Source organism: Roseibium sediminis (genome assembly GCF_008711325.1).
Taxonomy (GTDB): domain Bacteria; phylum Pseudomonadota; class Alphaproteobacteria; order Rhizobiales; family Stappiaceae; genus Roseibium; species Roseibium sediminis.
Window position 1 is genome coordinate 41,098 of sequence record NZ_VXDB01000012.1, and the last position, 17,581, is coordinate 58,678.

Here is a 17,581-nt window from a genome sequence, read left to right on the forward strand (position 1 = left end):
AGTGTCTTGGCAGCCAATGTCGGGAGGAACTGCATCGTGAATGTTCTCTCAGTCGAGGGACTGACTGTCGATTTTCATACGGCCGAAGGCAAGGTCACCGCGGTAAATGATGTGTCCTTTGCGGTTCCGGAAAACAGGACGGTCGCACTCGTCGGAGAGTCCGGTTCTGGAAAAACGGTTATATCCCAGACAATTATGGGTTTGCTGCCACCTGCGGCCCAGATCTCATCCGGGAAGGTGATCCTCTCCGACCCGTCCGGACAGATCGATCCTGTCGACATTGGGAGCCTTGATCGCAAGGGGCCGCAAATGCGGGCGCTGCGCGGCAACCGGGTGTCGATTATCTTTCAGGAGCCGATGACGTCGCTCTCGCCGCTTCACACGATTGGCGACCAGATCGGCGAGGCTGCGCTGCTTCATAGAAACGTGAATGCCCAGGAAGCTCGTGAGCTGACGCAGGAAATGCTGCGTCTTGTTCGCTTTCCGGACCCGGCACGCGGTCTTGATGCCTATCCCTTCGAATTGTCCGGCGGTTTGCGCCAGCGCGCCATGATCGCCATGGCAATGATCTGCAATCCGGCCCTCCTGATTGCCGATGAGCCGACGACCGCACTCGATGTGACCATCCAGGCTGAAATCCTTAAACTTATCAAGGATGTGCAGGCCGAACTTAAGATGTCCGTCCTGATGATCACGCACGACTTCGGCGTGGTTGCCAACATGGCTGATGAGGTGGTCGTCATCTATCACGGGCGGATCATGGAGCGGGGAACGGCACAACAGCTGTTTTCCAATCCGCAACATGATTATCTGAAGGCACTGCTGAATGCGGTGCCGAGTTTCAACATGGACAAGGACGATCGCCTTGTTCCCATCCGCCCGATCACTGTCAATGCGGAAGACCTGAAAAAGGGACGAACCGACTGCAAGGTCGCGCCGGGTGAGCCGCTGGTTGAAATGCGCGATGTCACGAAGCGGTTCGGGTTGCGCAAGAGTGGGCTTTTCAGCGGCAGCAAGTCGTCCATCACCGCGCTGGATCAGGTTTCCCTGACCATCCGCCGGGGGGAGTGCCTCGGTCTTGTCGGGGAATCAGGTTCTGGAAAGACAACGGCCGCCAAGGCAATCCTTCGTGCCATGAGCATCGATGAGGGGACCGTCTCCTATAACCACGGCGATGGCCTGCATGATGTGTCCAAGCTTGTGGGAGATCGCCTGCTCGACTATCGCCGCCGGGTGCAGCTGATTTTTCAGGATCCGTTTTCCTCCCTCAATCCACGGATGACGATCAACGACATTTTGACCGAGCCGCTGGAAATCCATGGCATCGGCACACCTGCCGAACGGGCGGAGCGGGCACGCAGCCTGATGGCCCTGGTTGGCCTCGACCCTCGGTTCCTGCGGCGCTATCCGCATTCCTTCTCCGGTGGTCAGCGCCAGCGCATCGGAATTGCCCGTGCGCTTGCGCTCAACCCCGAATTTTTGCTGTGCGACGAGCCAACCTCCGCGCTGGATGTGTCGGTTCAGGCGCAAATCCTCAACCTCCTTCAGGACCTCAAACGCGATCTCGGTTTGACCTATCTCTTTGTCAGCCACAACCTTGCCGTGGTTGATTACATCGCGGACCGGATCGCGGTCATGTGCAGGGGGCGTGTGGTGGAGGTGGGAGAGACACGGGAAGTCGTCTCCAATCCGCTTCATCCCTATACGAAGGCGTTGTTGTCAGCTGTGCCGGAACCGGACCTGAACGCGCCGCTCGACTTTTCGGCCCTTGATGCCAACCGGGCATCCGATCCAGCATCATGGCCAGAACCGTTCCGCCTCGAAACGGGAACCCCGCCGGTTCTCGTGGAGATGGAGCCGGATCATTTTGTCTGTGCACCGGGCCTTCAAGACGCCCGGGCACTGGAGGGAACAGCAGCATGAAGTTTTGGAAATCTGCCGGGTTTGCTGGATTGATCGCAGCATCACTCGGTCTGTCTTCGGCCTCCGCGCTGGAGCTGAAGGAAACGCCGGGTCTTGATCCGTCCCTGCCGCCCATAGCCGAACGGGTTCCAATCGAGCCACTTGTTGTCGATATGGCAGCCAAGGGGCGAGAAGTTGGCAAACAGGGCGGCGCGATCAACACGCTGATCGGTCGCTCCAAGGACGTTCGACTGATCAATGTGTGGGGCTATGCCCGCCTTGTCGGCTATAACGAGAAGCTGGAACTTGTGCCGGACATTCTCGCATCCGTGGATGTTGAGGATGGACGCATCTTCACCCTGAAGACCCGCGCCGGTCACAAGTGGTCCGATGGTCACCCCTTTGGGGCTGAGGACTTTCGGTACTTTTTCGAAGATGTCGTCTCCAATGAAAGCCTGACGCCGTCCGGTTTGCCGCCGTTCCTTCTGGCCAACGGCAAGGGCCCGAAATTCGAGGTGATTGACGAAACGACGGTTCGCTACAGCTGGGAAGACCCGAACCCGCTGTTCCTGCCGGAACTCGCCAAGGCACGGCCTCCGTTCATCTATCGCCCGGCGCATTACCTGCGACAGTTCCACGAGAAATACGGCGATGAAGCCTTCATCGAACAGCAGGCAGGTGATGTGAAGGCGCGCAGCTGGGCGCCGCTGCACAACAAGAAGGACGACATGTACAATGCACAGAATGTCGACCTTCCGAGCCTGCAGCCGTGGATGCGCTTGAGCGATGACAGCGACCGTCGCTTCAAGCTGGTGCGCAATCCCTACTATCACCGTGTCGACAACACCGGTCAGCAGCTCCCTTATGTCGATGAAATCATCATGACGGTTGCCGACGGCAAGCTGATCCCCGCCAAGACACAGGCGGGGGAAGTGAACCTTCAGGCACGAAATCTGTCCTTTGCCGACATCACCGTGCTCAAGCAGGGCGAGGCACAGCAGGGTTATTCGACCAATCTTTGGCTGAACACGAAGGGATCGGAAATTTCGATCCTGCCGAACCTGACTGTGAAAGACCCGGTCTGGCGTGAATTGAACCGCGACAGCCGTTTCCGCCACGCCTTGTCTTTGGGCATTGACCGGCAACTGATCAACCGCATCCTGTTTTTCGGTCTCGGCCGTCCGGGCAATGACACGGTTCTGTCTGCAAGCCCGCTGTTCATGCCCGAATATGTGACCAAGTGGGCCGACTATGACGTTGAAAAGGCCAATGCTCTGCTGGATGAAATCGGTCTGACTGAGCGTCGTGGTGACGGTATCCGGCTTTTGCCGGACGGACGGCCGATGGAAATCATCATCGAGACGGCTGGTGAAAGCCAGACTGAAGCCGACGCGCTGGAGCTGGTTGCCGAAACCTGGAAAGAAATCGGCATCAAGCTGTTCGTCAAGCCGAGCCAGCGCGACATCCTGCGTGAACGGGCCATTTCCGGCGAGCTGGTGATGTCGGTCTGGCCGGGGTTCGAGAACGGTATTCCGACAGCTGACATGCCACCGGTCGATTACGCTCCGGTTCTGGGTGAGCGTCTCAACTGGTTTGCCTGGGGTGACTATTATGAGACCAACGGCTCGGGTGGTGAAAAGCCGGATTGGGCTCCTGCGGTGCGCCTGACCGAGTTGTACGACAGCTGGCTGTCTTCGCGCTCCAGCGAAGAGCGCGAGAAGATCTGGACCGAGATCCTTCAGATCCATGCGGAAGAGACGATCCAGATCGGCCTCGTTTCGGCTGTTCGCCAGCCTGTGGTGGTCAACGGATTGAAGAATGTGCCGGTTGATACATTCTACGGCTGGGATCCGGGCGCACAGTTCGGCGTTCACCGGATGGACGAGTTCTTCCTGTCCGGAAAATAAACGGACCTTGTAACACCCCGAAGGCAGGGCGCAGGGCAGCTGCCTTGCCTTCGGGCCATGATTGAATTGAAAAAGATGCCGGATAAACGGCAAGGGCTGCGGGTAAACCCAGCCGAAGTGACGAGGGGACGGGGACAAGGTGCTGTTTTACATATTTCGGCGGATACTCATGATGATCCCGACCTTGTTCGTGATCAGTTTCTTGACCTTTTTCATTATCGAATTGCCCGCCGGTGATTATATTTCGAACCAGATTGCCGCGTTGAAGTCTTCCGGCGAGCAGTCTTCCGTTGCGAAGCTGGAATTCCTGCGGACCGAATTTGCGCTCGATCGCCCGTTTTTCGAACGCTATCTCGTGTGGATCGGCATGTGGCCGGGGCCGCATGGATTTGACGGCCTTCTTCAAGGCAATTGGGGGTGGTCGTTCGAATTCGACAAGCCGGTGGCGGAGGTGGTCGGACCGACCTTGCCCCTTACCGTGCTGCTGAACTTTGCCACCATCCTCTTTGTCTATGTGCTGTCCTTCCCCATCGGCATCTATTCTGCCACGCGCCAGTATTCCTGGGGGGATTACGGGTTCACCTTCCTCGGCTATATCGGTCTTGCGACACCGAATTTCCTTCTCGGTCTGATCCTGCTCTATCTGTTCAATCGCTGGTTTGGCTTGTCGGTTGGCGGCCTGATGGCGCCTGAATATATCGACCAGCCATGGAGCGTGGATAAGGCCCTGTCCGTTCTGGCGCACCTGATCGTGCCGACCATCGTTATCGGAACTTCGGGTACCGCGGCCATGATCCGCCGTCTTCGGGCGAACCTGCTGGATGAACTTCACAAGCAATATGTGACGACGGGCCGTGCCAAGGGCCTGAAGGAACGCGAGCTTCTGGTGAAGTATCCGCTGCGCATGGCGCTGAACCCGTTCATTGCCGACATCGGCAACCTGATCCCGTCGCTTGTTTCAGGGTCGGTCATCGTGTCGGTTGTTCTGAACTTGCCCACCGTCGGGCCGGTGCTTTTGACCGCCCTGCAAAGCCAGGATCAGTTTCTGGCCGGGTTCATCTTGTTGTTCGTCGGTATGCTGACATTGGTCGGCATGCTGATTTCGGATTTGCTACTTGCGGTGCTTGATCCACGAATTCGTCTCGGCGGGAGGGCATCACAATGACCGATCATCTGGACAAGAACCAGCCGCAACCGGGTGGCGTCGTTGAGCATTATGTTGATCCGACCCCGTTTGATCCGGTGACCACCGAGGAGATGACGCCGGAACAGGAGCGCTACTATCAGGCCTCGCAGTGGCAGATCATGTGGTGGAAGTTCAAGCGCCACAAGCTCGCCGTCTGGTCCGGCGTGGTGCTGATCCTGTTCTACCTCTGTGTGCCTTTCGCCGAATTCATCGCGCCCTATACGGCCAACACGCGGGACAACGCGCATCTTTATTCACCACCGCAAAGTGTCCACCTCTTCCACGAGGGGTCGTTTGTCGGACCGTTCGTTTACGGCAAGAAGTCGGAAGTCGATCTCAACAGCATGAAGTGGGTCTTCACCGAGGACCGGTCTCAGGTGCAGCCCATCCGCTTCTTCTGTTTTGGCGACGAATACAAGTTCTGGGGACTGGTGGATGGCAGTTTCCATCTGTTCTGTCCGGCGGAAGGCGGCACTCTGTTCCTGCTGGGAACGGACCGGTTGGGCCGCGACGTATTCTCCGGTCTGGTTTATGGCGCACGTCTGTCGCTCACCGTCGGCCTTGTCGGCGTGACGATTTCCATCGTGCTTGGCCTCTTCTTTGGCGGTATCGCGGGTTATTTTGGCGGCCTTGCCGACAACCTGATCCAGCGTGTGATCGAAATCATGCGCTCGCTGCCGGAACTGCCGCTCTGGATGGCGCTGTCTGCGGCCTTGCCGGTGACGTGGAGCCCGGTCTGGATCTATTTCGGCCTGACCATCATTCTCGGGTTGCTTGACTGGCCGGGGCTTGCCCGTGCGGTGCGTTCCAAGCTTCTCTCTCTTCGCGAGGAAGAATACGCCAAGGCGGCTGTCCTGATGGGAGCAAAGCCACAGCGCGTTATCACACGGCACCTGCTGCCGGGCTTCACCAGCCACGTGATTGCCTCGGCGACCCTGTCCATCCCCTCCATGATCCTCGGCGAAACGGCGCTTTCCTTCCTCAATCTCGGGCTGCGTCGTCCATCTGTCTCATGGGGCGTTCTCCTGAACGAGGCACAGAACATCTCGGTGGTGACGGTCTATCCGTGGCTCATGGCGCCGGTTATCCCGATCATTATTGTGGTTCTGGCGTTCAACTTCCTCGGAGATGGTTTGCGCGACGCCGCCGATCCCTATAAGTGAACAGTCTGACAGTTGCAGACAGGCCCCGGCACATCGCCGGGGCGTGATTTATTTCAGGTTTGGAGTACCTCATGTCCAAGAACGCCAGCACCGCCGAAGGGTGGGATCAGGAATACGAGGCCGGACGCTGGGCGTTTCTGCGTTCGCTGCCCGAGAGCGGGCGCTACGGCGTCATTGGCATGTGGCTGAACCTGACCAACAGCAATGCCGAAGTTCTGGATATCGGCTGCGGCGAAGGGCTTTTGTACGAGCGCCTCGCGCCGATGGGCCTCAAGCGCTATGTCGGCGTTGACCTGTCCCCGGCTTCGCTGAAGATCGCCAATGTCGATCCGGCGATTGCCTCGTTGCGGGCAGGGGACATGCACTCCTTCGCGCCGAACGAGGGCGAAACCTTTTCGGCGATCGTCTTCAACGAAGTGCTGCATTTTGCCGAAGATCCCGGCGCGGTTGTTGCCCGTTACGTGCCGTTCCTCAAGGAAGACGGCGTCATCGCCTTTTCCATGTACGCGCCGAACAAGCCAACCTCCGGAGCAAACAAGCTGATTGCCAAGCTTTGGGAGTCGACGGACGACGAGACAAAGTGGGACGTTCTCGACGACTACCGCCTGACCTCCGACAAGAAAAACGTCACCTGGCGCATGCGGCTTGTAAAGCCGGTGAGGTAGGACTTTCCCAACTGCTTTTTCGTCATCCCGCGCTTGACGCGGGATCGGTGAGCCACGATGCGGGCTGGGGCCATACTTCCTAACGTTGTATCACATTAATTACCTACAAGGCGGGGCGTTTTAGGCTGGTAAGGGAATTGTCAAACGTGGTGACTATCCGTATCTGTTGCATGACAATTGGGGCTCGACAACATGACTGATGGTGAGAACTCCGCCGAAGCTGCGGGGGGTGGCGTTGGCTCACGCCTCAGCCGCGAGATCGTGCGTCATCTAAAAAATTTGAATGTCGAAGTTTTCGTTTTCGAGATTTCAGAGAACGACGTTGACCTTGCCGTCCTGACCGATGATGAGGTATCGCCACTTTTTGTTATAGAGATGCTCTCCGGTACGCTTCTGGATCTATCCATTCAAGAAGGTCGGCTAGTTACTTGCACACCTATAAAGCGGTCCAAGTACGCTCGTGCGGATACAGCATTTGTAAAGAACGTTATTTCTGGGCGAACTGAATATGCTGAAGCCTGAGATCAATGCCTATTTGCAGGCTGCGCTAAACGCCGAACGCCAAGGCGACTATCGGTCGTGCATTTCGTTGCTTTGGATAAGCGTGCGACGAAGCATTTTCTCGCGTCTCGACGAGAAAGGTATTGTGTATAGATCCACTGAAAGTGCGGTTTTCGAATTCATAAGGCAGTGCCCCCGGAGGGACATAGCGCAGGCCTTAGTCGAACTTTATCATGTCTCAATTATAGTCGAGTTTGACGACCATGATTTTTCGGCGAACCCGTATGTTTTTCGGTCAGTCAGCGCTGCCAAAGAGGTGCTTTCTTGGTTGTCAGGAAGCATTCCAAAATACACGCTCGCAAAAGAGAAGCTCCTGCTGGAGCTGGATGAGCATATTAACGATTGTCGGTGGTCTTTGACGTGTCATTTTTATGCGTCAGATGTTTTCGCAAAGCGTCAAGACTACTTCGTAACCTACCCTTTGGTTGTATCAACGGCTCTGACGGCCTCACTCGGCCTTGAGTCTCTGAAGGGACTGACTGACTATCTTGGTCTTGGTTCTTCAATCATCGTTCCTCTTACTCAGGTTATCGCGTTTGGAGGGCTGGTGCTCAGTCTGCTCAATGCGGCGATCAATTGGAGTCTGAGGTCACAAAGACATCGTGTGGCAGCGAATAAATATATTCGCGTCAGGCGTGACGCGAAGCAGATCAAGCTTGAGGTGCTCGCGGTCGATGGTGACCTTAATTTGACAGCAGTAATTTTGGAAAAAATAAATTCGATTAAAATCGAGCTCAATAATGCCGCTGAGGAAGCGCCAGATATTCCGGATTGGGCCTTCAGACATGCTGCCAGAGAAATTGGCAGTGAAAATCTAAATATTTCCAAATCCAGTCAGGTGGACTGATGTTGCTGAGATCCGGGCCCCCCGATCCCGGCTCGCGCTTTGCTTAGCCGGGATGAAATTTTCAGGAAATATGGGGGGGGGCCCGACGCCGCATCGAACTTATCGCTCCAACACAATCGGTTGACCATGCGGTGTGGATTTGGCTGCATTGTCCCATGCGGATTTGAGATCCGACAAGACTGACCCTGTTGCAACGCCTTTTGCGGTCAGCAGTTTTTCGAACGCGGCGAGCCAGTGATCGTAATAGCCGGGGGCGGCTGTGCCCAAAGGCAGGTCATCGTCCTTGTGCAACTCGGCACCAAGGGTCTCCGCCCACTCGTTCCAGCTGAAGAGGCCTGCCTCATGAGCCTTTATGGTCATGGCAAAGACACGGGCTTCCCACGGCGCGGCAAAAACCGGGCCGCCGTCATCTTTCGGAATGGCGGGCAGGGCGGCGAGAAGGTCAGGCGAGGTCAAGATAGGGCTCCCACAGGTCAATCTGGAGGGTCAGTGTCGGGTCGCTGTCCTCGCCCCAGACGTCCGTTCCCCTGAAGGTGACGTTGTAGAGCCAGGTCGGAGCTTCGCCTTTTCCGGCTGCATTGCTGTCCGGAAAGACATGAACACCGTGAACGGCCTCGATCACGCCAATGCAGTCACGGGCATATCGCGGAAGGCGGGTGTGGCCTTCCGGATGCATGCGTTTGGTGCGTACCTTATCGCCCACCTTGAAGCGCGCCGGTTGGGTTTGCGGGCGGTCAGCAGGCCCCCCCTTGGCGAGGATCGTGGCAACGTCTTCCGCCTTGGCGATGCGCTTGACCGGAGCTGCCGGGCCAAGCGCCGCTCCGGCCTTCAGTTCTTCCGCTGAAACCAGCCCCGCGTTCAGCAGCAGCTTTTCCAGACCCTTGGTCCAGATTTCGTAATAACTGGAAGAAAGATAATCGACCGGATGCAGCGTCTCGCGGGCATGGCGGGAGGTATCAATGTTCCAGCTGCTGGTCATACCCATGGCAAGGGTGAGGGCGAAGGCGCGCTCTTCCCATTTGGCATGAAAGTTCGGCTCGTTTTCCTCGATTTCGATGGGACCGAAGCCCATCTGGCCGCCGAGATCCTGTGCGCCATTCATGCCGCTGTCTCCAGTTTGGCTGGATCAAGGGCGAGGGCGGTGCCGATCATGCTGTCGCGCACCACAAGCTCGGCAAGCTTGTCCTCGCTCCAGCCGTCTGTTCCCGCCGGGCGCATTGGCACGACCAGATAGCGGACTTCCGCCGTTGAGTCCCAGACCTTGATCTGGGTCTCTTTCGGCAAGGTGACGCCAAATTCGGCGAGAACGCCGCGCGGATCGCGCACGGTGCGGGAGCGGTAAGGGGCGGATTTGTACCAGACAGGGGGCAAGCCGAGCACGGTCCACGGATAACAGGAGCACAAGGTGCAAACGACCATGTTGTGGGTGTCGGGCGTATTTTCCACCGCCACCATGTGCTCGCCCTGACGGCCGGTGAAACCGAATTCCGCAATGGCCGCTGTCGCATCGCTCATGAGGCGTTGCCGATACTCGGGATCAATCCAGGAACGGGCCACCACCCGCGCGCCGTTCTTCGGTCCGATGCGTGTCTCGTAGGTCTCGATCAGCTCGTCCAGTGCAGGTGGATCAATGTAGCCCTTGTCCGTCAGCAGCGTTTCCAGCGCCCGGACACGCAATTCGATTTCCGAAAGCTCGGAATGATCGTGGTCATGATCGTGCGACATGGGAGCTCCTGAAAATTGCACAAAAAACACAGAGGGCTGATCTTACGGTGATTTGCCGATGATCCAAGTGGGTTATTGGATTGAAGCGCATTTGGGTGCGTACATCCAAGGTGGAGGTCCCGGCGCTAAGGCCGGGACGGTGGGGCGGATTTGCAAGGTGCCGTCCCGCACTTGATGCGGGACCTTTGGGAACGAGAATGGTTGCTAAGTGTTTCAATTCGGAACTATTCCTCCTGTCAACTCCCGGTGATGAAGAGTTGTTTTGACCTGCCCTTGCCAAGGCCGCTGCGAGATCACAAATCTGAAACCTCAAAGCATGGGGCAGGGCAATGAAAAGGCTTCAGAAAATCGGATTTGGCGGCGGATGCCACTGGTGTACCGAAGCTGTGTTTCAGGCGCTATCCGGCGTGAGCCAGGTCGATCAGGGTTTCATGATGTCCGACGCACCGCATGACAGCTGGTCGGAGGCGGTTGGCGTGATTTTCGATCCCGGGATCATTCCACTGGAGGTTCTGACCGAGATTCACCTGCGCACTCACGCCTCCACATCCAATCACAAAATGCGCGGCAAATATCGCAGCGCGGTCTATGTCTTTGATGAGGACCAGTCAGCCGAGGTGCAGCGCATTTTGGCGAGGCTTCAGGAGGGGTTTGACGAGCCGCTGGTCACGCAGGTTCTGGAGCATCGCGGCTTTCGCGCTTCTGACGAGCGATTTCAGAACTACCGCGAGAAAAACGCCGAACGACCGTTCTGCCAGACCTATATCGACCCTAAACTCACTCTTCTCAGAAAGCAGTTCACAGAACATGTAGGACAATCCTGAATTGTAAATTACGTAGATGCACTTGAAATATTCAAAGTTATTCCCGATTTTTTGCGATTGTTGGTTGCTCAAAATCCTCTGAAAATATTGCTTTTTTAGTCCTTCCTTGTAATCATTTCTATTAATGATTGCATTTGTCCTCGCGTTTTTGTCCTCCGGTAGTGGGTTTTTTTGAGCTTTTGTTTTTCGTTCTGGAAACAAACCTTAAGTCGCTTGAAACAGGTGGCGAGAGCCGAATTGACGGCAGTAGAGTTGGGATAATGTGTTCATGCTGAGAGATGTCAGGATCACACTTAAATTTCCTCTAGTGATGATCTGTTTTGCGCTTCTTGCAGCGCTGGTTACCGGAACCGTTGCATATCTTCAGGCAACGTCAGCTCTTTATGACGGAGCCAAATCTCATCTCTATGCTCTGTTAGAGTCTCGCGAGCAAACCCTTGCCAGGTATTTTGGTGACGTGGAAAGCGAGTTGATTTTCCATGCGCAGAGCCCGCTGATCCGGTCGTCCTTCAATGACTTCAATGTTGCCTGGAAGGATATTGAAGGAAATCGTTCGCAGTATCTGCAGAAGAAATACATCACGGATAATCCGTTTTCCGCCGGACAGAAGAACAAATACCTTTCGGCGGTTGATGGTTCTGCCTATAGCAACGTTCACAGAAAATACCACCCGATTTTCAATACATTGATCGTTACCGCGAACTTCTACGACATCTTTCTTATCGATGTGGAAGGTAACATTGTATACACGGCATTAAAGGAAAACGATTTCGCGACAAATGTTCTGGAAACGGACCGGCCGACGGGCCTTGGCATAGCCTTCAAGTTGGCGATTGAACGCCAGAACAATCTGGAGCCGTCGTTCTCCGACTTCCTGCCCTATGCACCGAGCGGCAACGAACCGGCTGGGTTCATTTCCAAAGCTGTCTTTGATGAGAAGGGTGAGCTTCTCGGAGTTCTGGCATTCCAGATTTCCATCGACCTGATCAATTCCATCATGCATGTGACGGCGGGGATGGGAGAATCCGGGGAGACCTATCTGGTTGGCCCTGGCAAACTCATGCGTAGCGACTCCCGTTTTGTTTCAAACAGCATCCTGCGGCGCACCGTTGATACCGCATCGGTGCGGGCTGCGCTCGGTGGCGAAGAAGGGGTCCATATCACCCCCGATTATCGAGGTATTTCGGTCTATTCCGCCTACAAACCGCTGGATGTCATGGGCGTTCGGTGGGCCGTTCTGGCAGAGATCGACGAGGCGGAGGTTGTGGAGCCGGTCGGTCAGCTCAGCCGGTATCTGGGGGTGATTGGTGTTGCGCTCGGCCTCCTTATTGCAGTTCTGGGATATTTGCTGGCAACCGACCTCTCGTCGCCGATCATGTCGATGGTGCGAACCATGCAGAGGTTGGCCGCAAATGATCTGAGCACCAATGTCGCTGTCAGCGATCGCAAGGATGAAGTGGGGCTGATGGCACGGGCGTTGATCAACCTGAAGGAATTTGCGACAGATCGGGAGCAATTGCGTCAACAATTGTTCTACATGGCCAACCATGACGGGCTTACGGACCTTCCCAATCGCCAATCTGCTCTCACCCATATCGGGCAGGCAGTTGCCGAGGCACGGGAGGGGGAGGGTAGGGAAGTCTCAATCCTGTTCTGTGATCTGGACGGCTTCAAACAGGCAAATGACAAGCTGGGTCACGACTTTGGAGATGAAGTTCTCAAGACGATCGGCAAGCGGTTCAAGAGCTGCCTCGATGAGAATGACTTCCTGGCCCGGTTGGGCGGTGACGAGTTTCTGATTGTTCTGCAGCACAGGCAGGGCGAGCGGAAGCCTGCTGAGACCGCGAACGCGTTGATTTCGTCGTTGGGTTTGCCATTTGGTCAGGACGGACACCCGATCCGTCTCGGCGTCAGCATCGGGATCGCTGTTTTTCCCGAAGATGCAACCAAAGTAACCAACCTCTTGAAACTTGCGGATTCGGCCATGTATCTAGCCAAGGCACAGGGAAAGAACCGCTACGCGTTTGCCAGCGAGCTTAAGCAGGTGGAGCTGATCGGCAGTTAGAGCACGTCTCGCATTCACTGAATCACTCGACGTGCTCTAAATATCTGATTTGGCGCATTTCCTGACGGCGAACCGGTATCCACTTCGCCTGGAAATGCTTTAGGTCCGCGAAACCAGAGCTCGAAAGCGATCATGGATGAGGAAGCGGAATGCCGTGGCGCTCGCTCAGGGCTTTCAGGATGTCATCCTTGGTGTTGATGAAGCCCCCTTCGGCGAGCACCAGAACGGGCAGGTTCTGGTTTTCCTCGCCCAGAAGCTCGACAATCTCCTTGCGCGGGCGTGGCCAGTCTATCCGGCGAACGGTCAGTTTTTCAGCAAGCTGCGGATAGGCGGCAAGCAGGCCTTCCATGATGATGCAATGCTCGCAATAAAAAACCTTCCCGCCATGGGCAGGGTCGGCAAAAGTGTTGTCGAGAATGTAGAGCGTGTCGGTCATTTTCACTCAGATCCGATGAGGGAGACAATCAGGAGAATAGCGATTTCACCCGTGGCCATTCCGCGCCTTCGTGGTGGGCGGCGATGGTCAGGAGTTCGTCGAGAAACGCGAAGCAGCCATCGTCATGTGCAAGGTGATGGGAAAGGATGCCGAGCGGTTCTGACGGGTTTGTGCGGCGGCGGCAGAGCTGCAGGTCGAGCCGTGCGCGGGCGCTTTCCCAGCCGATGAAACGGCGGTCCTTCTTCCACTTGATCATGTCCACATGCGACTGAACCTGTCCTGGGCGAGGGAAATTCAACCATGTGAAGGTGGAAAGCCCGGTGATGCCAATGCCGGGCAGGCGGCGGGAGATTTCCGGCGCAATCCGGTTCCATGGCGGCACCATGGCCGGCACGAATTTCTCGCCAAACAATTCGATCAGCCGCGCCTTGCCTTGTGCCAGCTGGTCCATCAGTTCGTCGGCGTCGCGGCGCGTGCCGAGTTCGGCTGCCTTTTCGCCAAGATCCTTGCGCTGGAAATTCCTGTGTTGCCAGCCATGCTGGAGGACAAGCGCGTGCGGTTCGTTCTTCAGACGCTCTGCAAGCGCCTCGGTCGCATCTTTCGGGATCACGGCGAGGGCGACATCCACCTGATGGGCGTTGGCGATGGCCAGCAACCGGTCGAGATCTTCCGTCGGTTCGACGGCGTCATCATCGCGCCACCAGAAGCGGACCTTGCGGCCGCGCTCGGCAAACCAGTCGAGGTGTTCGGTCAGCTCTTTGCGGAAGCGGGCAAGGTCATAGCTCATGCGGCCCGCTCCTTGAGGTCGTTCATCAGGATGTCCGCGCTTTTTTCTGCGCCGCCCAGCATCACCTTGTGGCCGGAGCGGGGAAGCGCGAGGGCATCGTCGATGGCCGCGGCAAGCCGTTCCGGGGTTAGATCCTTTTCTGGCGTCACCACGGCACGGCCATGAGCGGCAAGGGCATCTGCGCGTTGTGCCTGTTCGGTTTCCTTTACCTGTGCAAAGGGCACAAAGACGGCAGGCACGCTGGCAATGAGGATATCCAGCACCGTGTTGTAACCGGCCTGACTGACCGACAACCGCGCCCGCTTCAGCAGGCCCGGGAAATCCTTGCGCGCCCGCTCGACAATCAGGCCTTCTGTGGCGCTTTTCCTCAGGATCTGGAAGGCCTGTTCCGAAACGTCATGGCCGACCAGAATGCGCCACGTAACGTCATCCGCCCGTCGGGATAGTGGGCGGGCCTCAAGGGCTGCCGAAAGCAGGTTTTCCGCAACAGCACCTCCGCCACAGGAGATAATTACTTCGTCTTCGCCCACACCCTCCGGGGGCTCCGGACGCTCTCCGCCACCGACATAGCCCGTGTAGCGCACAAGGTGCTCCACCCGGTCTGCGAAGGGGAAACTGTCGCCAAGCTGCACAAAGTCCGGGTCGGAATGAACAAGGACCCGGTCATAGTGGGTCAGCGCCTGATCGGCCATCCATTCCTCTTTCCAGAGCTCCTGCTTGCGCACGAGGATATCGCGGATTGACGTTGCGATCAGCGGAGGTTGCGAACGGGCCTTGGCAAGCTTGAGCAATTCGCTCAGTTCAAACTCGAACTGACGGCGCCCAAAGGGGTAGGTTTCAGTCAGCAGAAGGTCGAATGGCTCTGCCTGATAGGCTTCAAGTGTTGATTCAAGACGGGACTTTTTCCAAGCATCGTCAATATCTTCATTGTCCAACGTCACAAGGCGGTTGAAGACGGCATCGGGGCTGCGCACTGCCGGCAGCTGGACGATCTTGAGATCACCCGTATCCAGCGTTGGCGGCAACATATTGCCGGTCGCAAGGGTGACCCTGGCGCCGCGTTCCATCAATGCCTTGCCGATACTTGCGGCTCTCACCGCGTGGCCGGTGCCCAAGAGGTGCTGGACATGAATGAAAACGTTGAAAGACATGATCAGGATGTGGTCCGGCTCTTGTGATTTGCAATGGCACGGGCAAGGAAGTCATCCAGCCGCCGTGCTCCGGCTTGGAGGGTATGATTGGCTGAAATGTGACGGGCGGCTGCTTGTCCCATTGTTTGGGTCAGTGCCGGATTCTCTAGCATCTTGCGGAGGTTTCCGGCAAAGGAAACCGCATCTCCTTCCGCTGACAGCAGTCCTGTGACCTGATCTTTCACGATATCGGGTACACCAAACGTGTCTCCGGCAATAACCGTCAGTCCGCTGGCCTGTGCTTCCAGAAACACAAGGCCGAATGCCTCGCGAATGGCGGGCCATACGAACAGGTCATGGGCGGCATAGTGCGCGGGCAGCTCTTCCATCGCCAATGCGCCGAGCCATGTAAGGCGGGCTTTCGGGAAGAGGGCCAGAACCTCATCTCGTGCCTCGCCATCTCCGATGATGGTCAGGTGCCAGGGGAGGTCCGACACCTCGGCAAGGGCCTGTGCAAGCACCCGGTAGGAGCGGGTCTTGTCGCCCGCGCGCATCATGCCCACAGTCAGCAGCTTCAGTGGAATGGAAGGGGGCGGACGGCTCTCGACGGTCTGATAGGGTGCCGCGTCGATAAAGGGCAGGATGACGGAAAGCCTGTTTTGCGGCAGGACAGGTTTCAGGCAACCGGCGTCGGCATTGTGAAGGGCGCCGACCATATCGGCTCTCTGGAGGGCTTTGTCGGCTTCTGCAAAACCGAAGGCCCAGTCGCCTGTTTTTCGCTTCGGCGCGCGGCTCGCTTCCAGAATGGCGTAGGGAAGGTCGAAACGGTCCGCAAGTGTGGGGCCGATCCAGTCCGGGGCCTTGTGGTAGAGGTGATAGGTCAGGAAAATGTCCGGTCTGTAGCCCTCATCCTGCCAATGCGCGTCGATCCTGTCCGCTTCTTCAAGGGCATTGGCCCGAATGGCGCGTTGGGCATTTTCGTCGCCAGTCTTTGTCCAGCTGCGAAAGCTGGAGGCGATCCGCACATCATGCCCAGCGCTTTCCAGAGCCCGAACTATCAGCCGTCCCATGGTCCGGTCTCCAGAGGGGACCGGATGATCGAGCGGCTTCATCGGCGCTGTGAAGGAGATTTTCATGAGCGGGGTCCGTGGGTCACAGAACCTTTCTGAACTTTTCCGCCAGATGGTCAAGCCCCGGTTCGGTGGCAAAGTGGCAACGCACGTGGTGAGCAGCAGCTTTGCCCATGCGCTCGCGTTCGGCAGGAGAAGCAATCAGCTTGCCGAGTTCCACACCAAGGGCTTTCGGATCGGCCGGCGGCACCAGCACGCCCGTCTTGCCGGGAATGATCAGCTCAGGGATGGCGGAGACTGCCGTGGAAAGGCAGCACAGGCCCATGGACTGGGCTTCCATCAGAACATTGGGAAGTCCGTCCCGGTCGCCGGACTTGGCGAGTTTCGAGGGTAATACGAAGAGATCGGATGCCTGACAGGCCTTGATGACTTCCTCGCGGGGCTGCGCGCCGCGCCATGTAATCCGCTCGCTGAGGCCAAGCGTTGCGGCCTGCGCCTTCAGGGCGTCGGAAAGTTCTCCGCCGCCAATATGGGTGAAATGCCAGTTGAGTGTTTCGGGAAGGGAGGCGAGGGCGGCCAGAAGGTCATCGTAACCCTTCTTTTCCACCGCACGGCCAACCGACACCAGCTGAACTGCGTCGCCTGATCCATCGCGGCCTGATCCTTTTTCCGCAGGCTCGGGAAAGCCGGAAAAATCCAGCCCGTGATAGACCAGTTCCACCTTGTCCGGGGTTTTTGTCAGCGACTTCAGATGATCCACGTTCACCTTGGTGCAGGTCACCCCCCAGGCTGCATCATCAAGCTTGGTGCGCAGGTCCCATTCCTCACTTGTCCAGATGTCCTTCGCGTGCGCGGAGAAGGACCAGCCCTTTCCGGCAAGATGAGCTGCATAGCGGGCGGCCGAGCAGGGCGTGTGCAGATAGTGCGTGTGGATCCAGGTCACATCTTCCGGCAGTTCATGGGCAAAGACACAGCCTTGCGCCCAGCGGCGCTGGCGGTTGGCGTTGCTTTCCTGCGCGTAGTCCGCATCGAACAGGGCTTTGGCGGCTGCATAGGTCGGCTGCTTCTCCGCCCAGCGTTTTGCCTTGGCCACTCTTGCCGGATCATCCTTCACATATTCAGGCAAATACAGAACATCGGCGGAAATTTGTCGGTGCAGCTCGTGAATATAGGGGTCATAGGGCTTGCGCAGCGCAACGATCAGGATCGGAACGCCGCGCCGTTCGAGCCCGAGGATTTCCTGGGCGATGAAGGTTTCGGAAAGGCGCGGATAGCCTTTGACCACAACGGCGATGCGGGACATGACAGGTCTC

At 57.2% G+C, this 17,581-nt stretch carries 17 protein-coding genes; 9 read left to right on the forward strand and 8 right to left on the reverse strand.

From position 1 onward, the window contains the following. Positions 1–36 precede the first annotated feature (36 nt). The 7 genes from F0155_RS13285 (at position 37) to F0155_RS13315 (ending at position 8,231) form a co-directional block, all read left to right on the forward strand. Positions 37–1,923: an ABC transporter ATP-binding protein gene (locus tag F0155_RS13285; protein WP_150525013.1), complete on the forward strand. Its 1,887-nt coding sequence runs from the start codon at positions 37–39 to the stop codon at positions 1,921–1,923. Beyond that, positions 1,920–3,809: an ABC transporter substrate-binding protein gene (locus F0155_RS13290; protein ID WP_150525014.1), complete on the forward strand. Its 1,890-nt coding sequence runs from the start codon at positions 1,920–1,922 to the stop codon at positions 3,807–3,809. The genes F0155_RS13285 and F0155_RS13290 overlap by 4 nt, the downstream gene beginning before the upstream one ends. Before the next feature lie 139 nt (positions 3,810–3,948). Beyond that, positions 3,949–4,974: an ABC transporter permease gene (locus F0155_RS13295; protein WP_150525015.1), complete on the forward strand. Its 1,026-nt coding sequence runs from the start codon at positions 3,949–3,951 to the stop codon at positions 4,972–4,974. Beyond that, positions 4,971–6,158, forward strand: a complete 1,188-nt coding sequence (locus F0155_RS13300) for an ABC transporter permease (RefSeq protein WP_150525016.1) — start codon at positions 4,971–4,973, stop codon at positions 6,156–6,158. Before F0155_RS13295 ends, F0155_RS13300 begins: the two co-directional genes overlap by 4 nt. Positions 6,159–6,229: 71 nt before the next feature. Further along, complete coding sequence (locus tag F0155_RS13305; protein WP_150525017.1) at positions 6,230–6,823, forward strand: class I SAM-dependent methyltransferase; 594 nt, start codon at positions 6,230–6,232, stop codon at positions 6,821–6,823. 192 nt (positions 6,824–7,015) lie between these two features. After that, positions 7,016–7,345: a hypothetical protein gene (locus F0155_RS13310; RefSeq protein WP_150525018.1), complete on the forward strand. Its 330-nt coding sequence runs from the start codon at positions 7,016–7,018 to the stop codon at positions 7,343–7,345. Further along, a complete protein-coding gene (locus F0155_RS13315) occupies positions 7,332–8,231 on the forward strand; it encodes an SLATT domain-containing protein (protein WP_150525019.1) in 900 nt (299 codons plus the stop codon). Before F0155_RS13310 ends, F0155_RS13315 begins: the two co-directional genes overlap by 14 nt. A 99-nt stretch (positions 8,232–8,330) precedes the next feature. Here F0155_RS13315 and F0155_RS13320 read toward each other — a convergent pair whose 3' ends face one another. The 3 genes from F0155_RS13320 to nthA are packed head-to-tail and all read right to left on the reverse strand — an operon-like array spanning position 8,331 to position 9,956. Continuing rightward, a complete protein-coding gene (locus tag F0155_RS13320; RefSeq protein WP_150525020.1) occupies positions 8,331–8,687 on the reverse strand; it encodes a nitrile hydratase accessory protein in 357 nt (118 codons plus the stop codon). Further along, entirely contained in the window at positions 8,674–9,333 is a 660-nt protein-coding gene (nthB, locus tag F0155_RS13325) for a nitrile hydratase subunit beta (RefSeq protein WP_150525021.1), read from the reverse strand. The genes F0155_RS13320 and nthB overlap by 14 nt, the downstream gene beginning before the upstream one ends. Then, a complete protein-coding gene (nthA, locus tag F0155_RS13330; RefSeq protein WP_150525022.1) occupies positions 9,330–9,956 on the reverse strand; it encodes a nitrile hydratase subunit alpha in 627 nt (208 codons plus the stop codon). Before nthA ends, nthB begins: the two co-directional genes overlap by 4 nt. Positions 9,957–10,285: 329 nt before the next feature. Between nthA and F0155_RS13335 the strand changes: the two genes are divergently transcribed. Together F0155_RS13335 and F0155_RS13340 are read left to right on the forward strand one after the other, a co-directional pair. Further along, entirely contained in the window at positions 10,286–10,780 is a 495-nt protein-coding gene (locus F0155_RS13335; protein WP_150525023.1) for a peptide-methionine (S)-S-oxide reductase, read from the forward strand. A 268-nt stretch (positions 10,781–11,048) separates the two neighbouring features. Continuing rightward, positions 11,049–12,845, forward strand: coding sequence for a diguanylate cyclase domain-containing protein (locus F0155_RS13340; RefSeq protein ID WP_150525024.1), 1,797 nt, complete (start codon positions 11,049–11,051; stop codon positions 12,843–12,845). Between the two features lie 130 nt (positions 12,846–12,975). Here F0155_RS13340 and F0155_RS13345 read toward each other — a convergent pair whose 3' ends face one another. Genes F0155_RS13345 through F0155_RS13365 form a run of 5 tightly spaced genes read right to left on the reverse strand, consistent with a single transcriptional unit; the run spans position 12,976 to position 17,571 of the window. Then, positions 12,976–13,281, reverse strand: a complete 306-nt coding sequence (locus F0155_RS13345) for a DUF3088 domain-containing protein (protein WP_150525025.1) — start codon at positions 13,279–13,281, stop codon at positions 12,976–12,978. A gap of 28 nt (positions 13,282–13,309) precedes the next feature. Next, a complete protein-coding gene (locus F0155_RS13350) occupies positions 13,310–14,068 on the reverse strand; it encodes a polysaccharide deacetylase family protein (protein WP_150525026.1) in 759 nt (252 codons plus the stop codon). Further along, entirely contained in the window at positions 14,065–15,219 is a 1,155-nt protein-coding gene (locus F0155_RS13355; RefSeq protein WP_150525027.1) for a glycosyltransferase family protein, read from the reverse strand. Before F0155_RS13355 ends, F0155_RS13350 begins: the two co-directional genes overlap by 4 nt. Positions 15,220–15,221: 2 nt before the next feature. Next, a complete protein-coding gene (locus F0155_RS13360) occupies positions 15,222–16,334 on the reverse strand; it encodes a glycosyltransferase family 4 protein (RefSeq protein ID WP_150525028.1) in 1,113 nt (370 codons plus the stop codon). A gap of 16 nt (positions 16,335–16,350) precedes the next feature. Further along, positions 16,351–17,571 carry a glycosyltransferase family 4 protein gene (locus F0155_RS13365; RefSeq protein ID WP_150525029.1) on the reverse strand — a complete coding sequence of 407 codons (1,221 nt, stop codon included), beginning with the start codon at positions 17,569–17,571 and terminating at the stop codon, positions 16,351–16,353. Positions 17,572–17,581 lie beyond the last annotated feature (10 nt).

Excerpts from the sequence above, each read along its gene's own strand:
- F0155_RS13290 (WP_150525014.1), top strand. The coding sequence starts at position 1,920 with ATGAAGTTTTGGAAATCTGCCGGGTTTGCTGGATTGATCGCAGCATCA.
- F0155_RS13300 (WP_150525016.1), top strand. The coding sequence starts at position 4,971 with ATGACCGATCATCTGGACAAGAACCAGCCGCAACCGGGTGGCGTCGTT.
- F0155_RS13305 (WP_150525017.1), top strand. The coding sequence starts at position 6,230 with ATGTCCAAGAACGCCAGCACCGCCGAAGGGTGGGATCAGGAATACGAG.
- F0155_RS13310 (WP_150525018.1), top strand. The coding sequence starts at position 7,016 with ATGACTGATGGTGAGAACTCCGCCGAAGCTGCGGGGGGTGGCGTTGGC.
- F0155_RS13315 (WP_150525019.1), top strand. The coding sequence starts at position 7,332 with ATGCTGAAGCCTGAGATCAATGCCTATTTGCAGGCTGCGCTAAACGCC.
- nthB (WP_150525021.1), bottom strand. The coding sequence starts at position 9,333 with ATGAATGGCGCACAGGATCTCGGCGGCCAGATGGGCTTCGGTCCCATC.
- nthA (WP_150525022.1), bottom strand. The coding sequence starts at position 9,956 with ATGTCGCACGATCATGACCACGATCATTCCGAGCTTTCGGAAATCGAA.
- F0155_RS13335 (WP_150525023.1), top strand. The coding sequence starts at position 10,286 with ATGAAAAGGCTTCAGAAAATCGGATTTGGCGGCGGATGCCACTGGTGT.
- F0155_RS13340 (WP_150525024.1), top strand. The coding sequence starts at position 11,049 with ATGCTGAGAGATGTCAGGATCACACTTAAATTTCCTCTAGTGATGATC.
- F0155_RS13345 (WP_150525025.1), bottom strand. The coding sequence starts at position 13,281 with ATGACCGACACGCTCTACATTCTCGACAACACTTTTGCCGACCCTGCC.
- F0155_RS13350 (WP_150525026.1), bottom strand. The coding sequence starts at position 14,068 with ATGAGCTATGACCTTGCCCGCTTCCGCAAAGAGCTGACCGAACACCTC.
- F0155_RS13355 (WP_150525027.1), bottom strand. The coding sequence starts at position 15,219 with ATGTCTTTCAACGTTTTCATTCATGTCCAGCACCTCTTGGGCACCGGC.
- F0155_RS13360 (WP_150525028.1), bottom strand. The coding sequence starts at position 16,334 with ATGAAAATCTCCTTCACAGCGCCGATGAAGCCGCTCGATCATCCGGTC.
- F0155_RS13365 (WP_150525029.1), bottom strand. The coding sequence starts at position 17,571 with ATGTCCCGCATCGCCGTTGTGGTCAAAGGCTATCCGCGCCTTTCCGAA.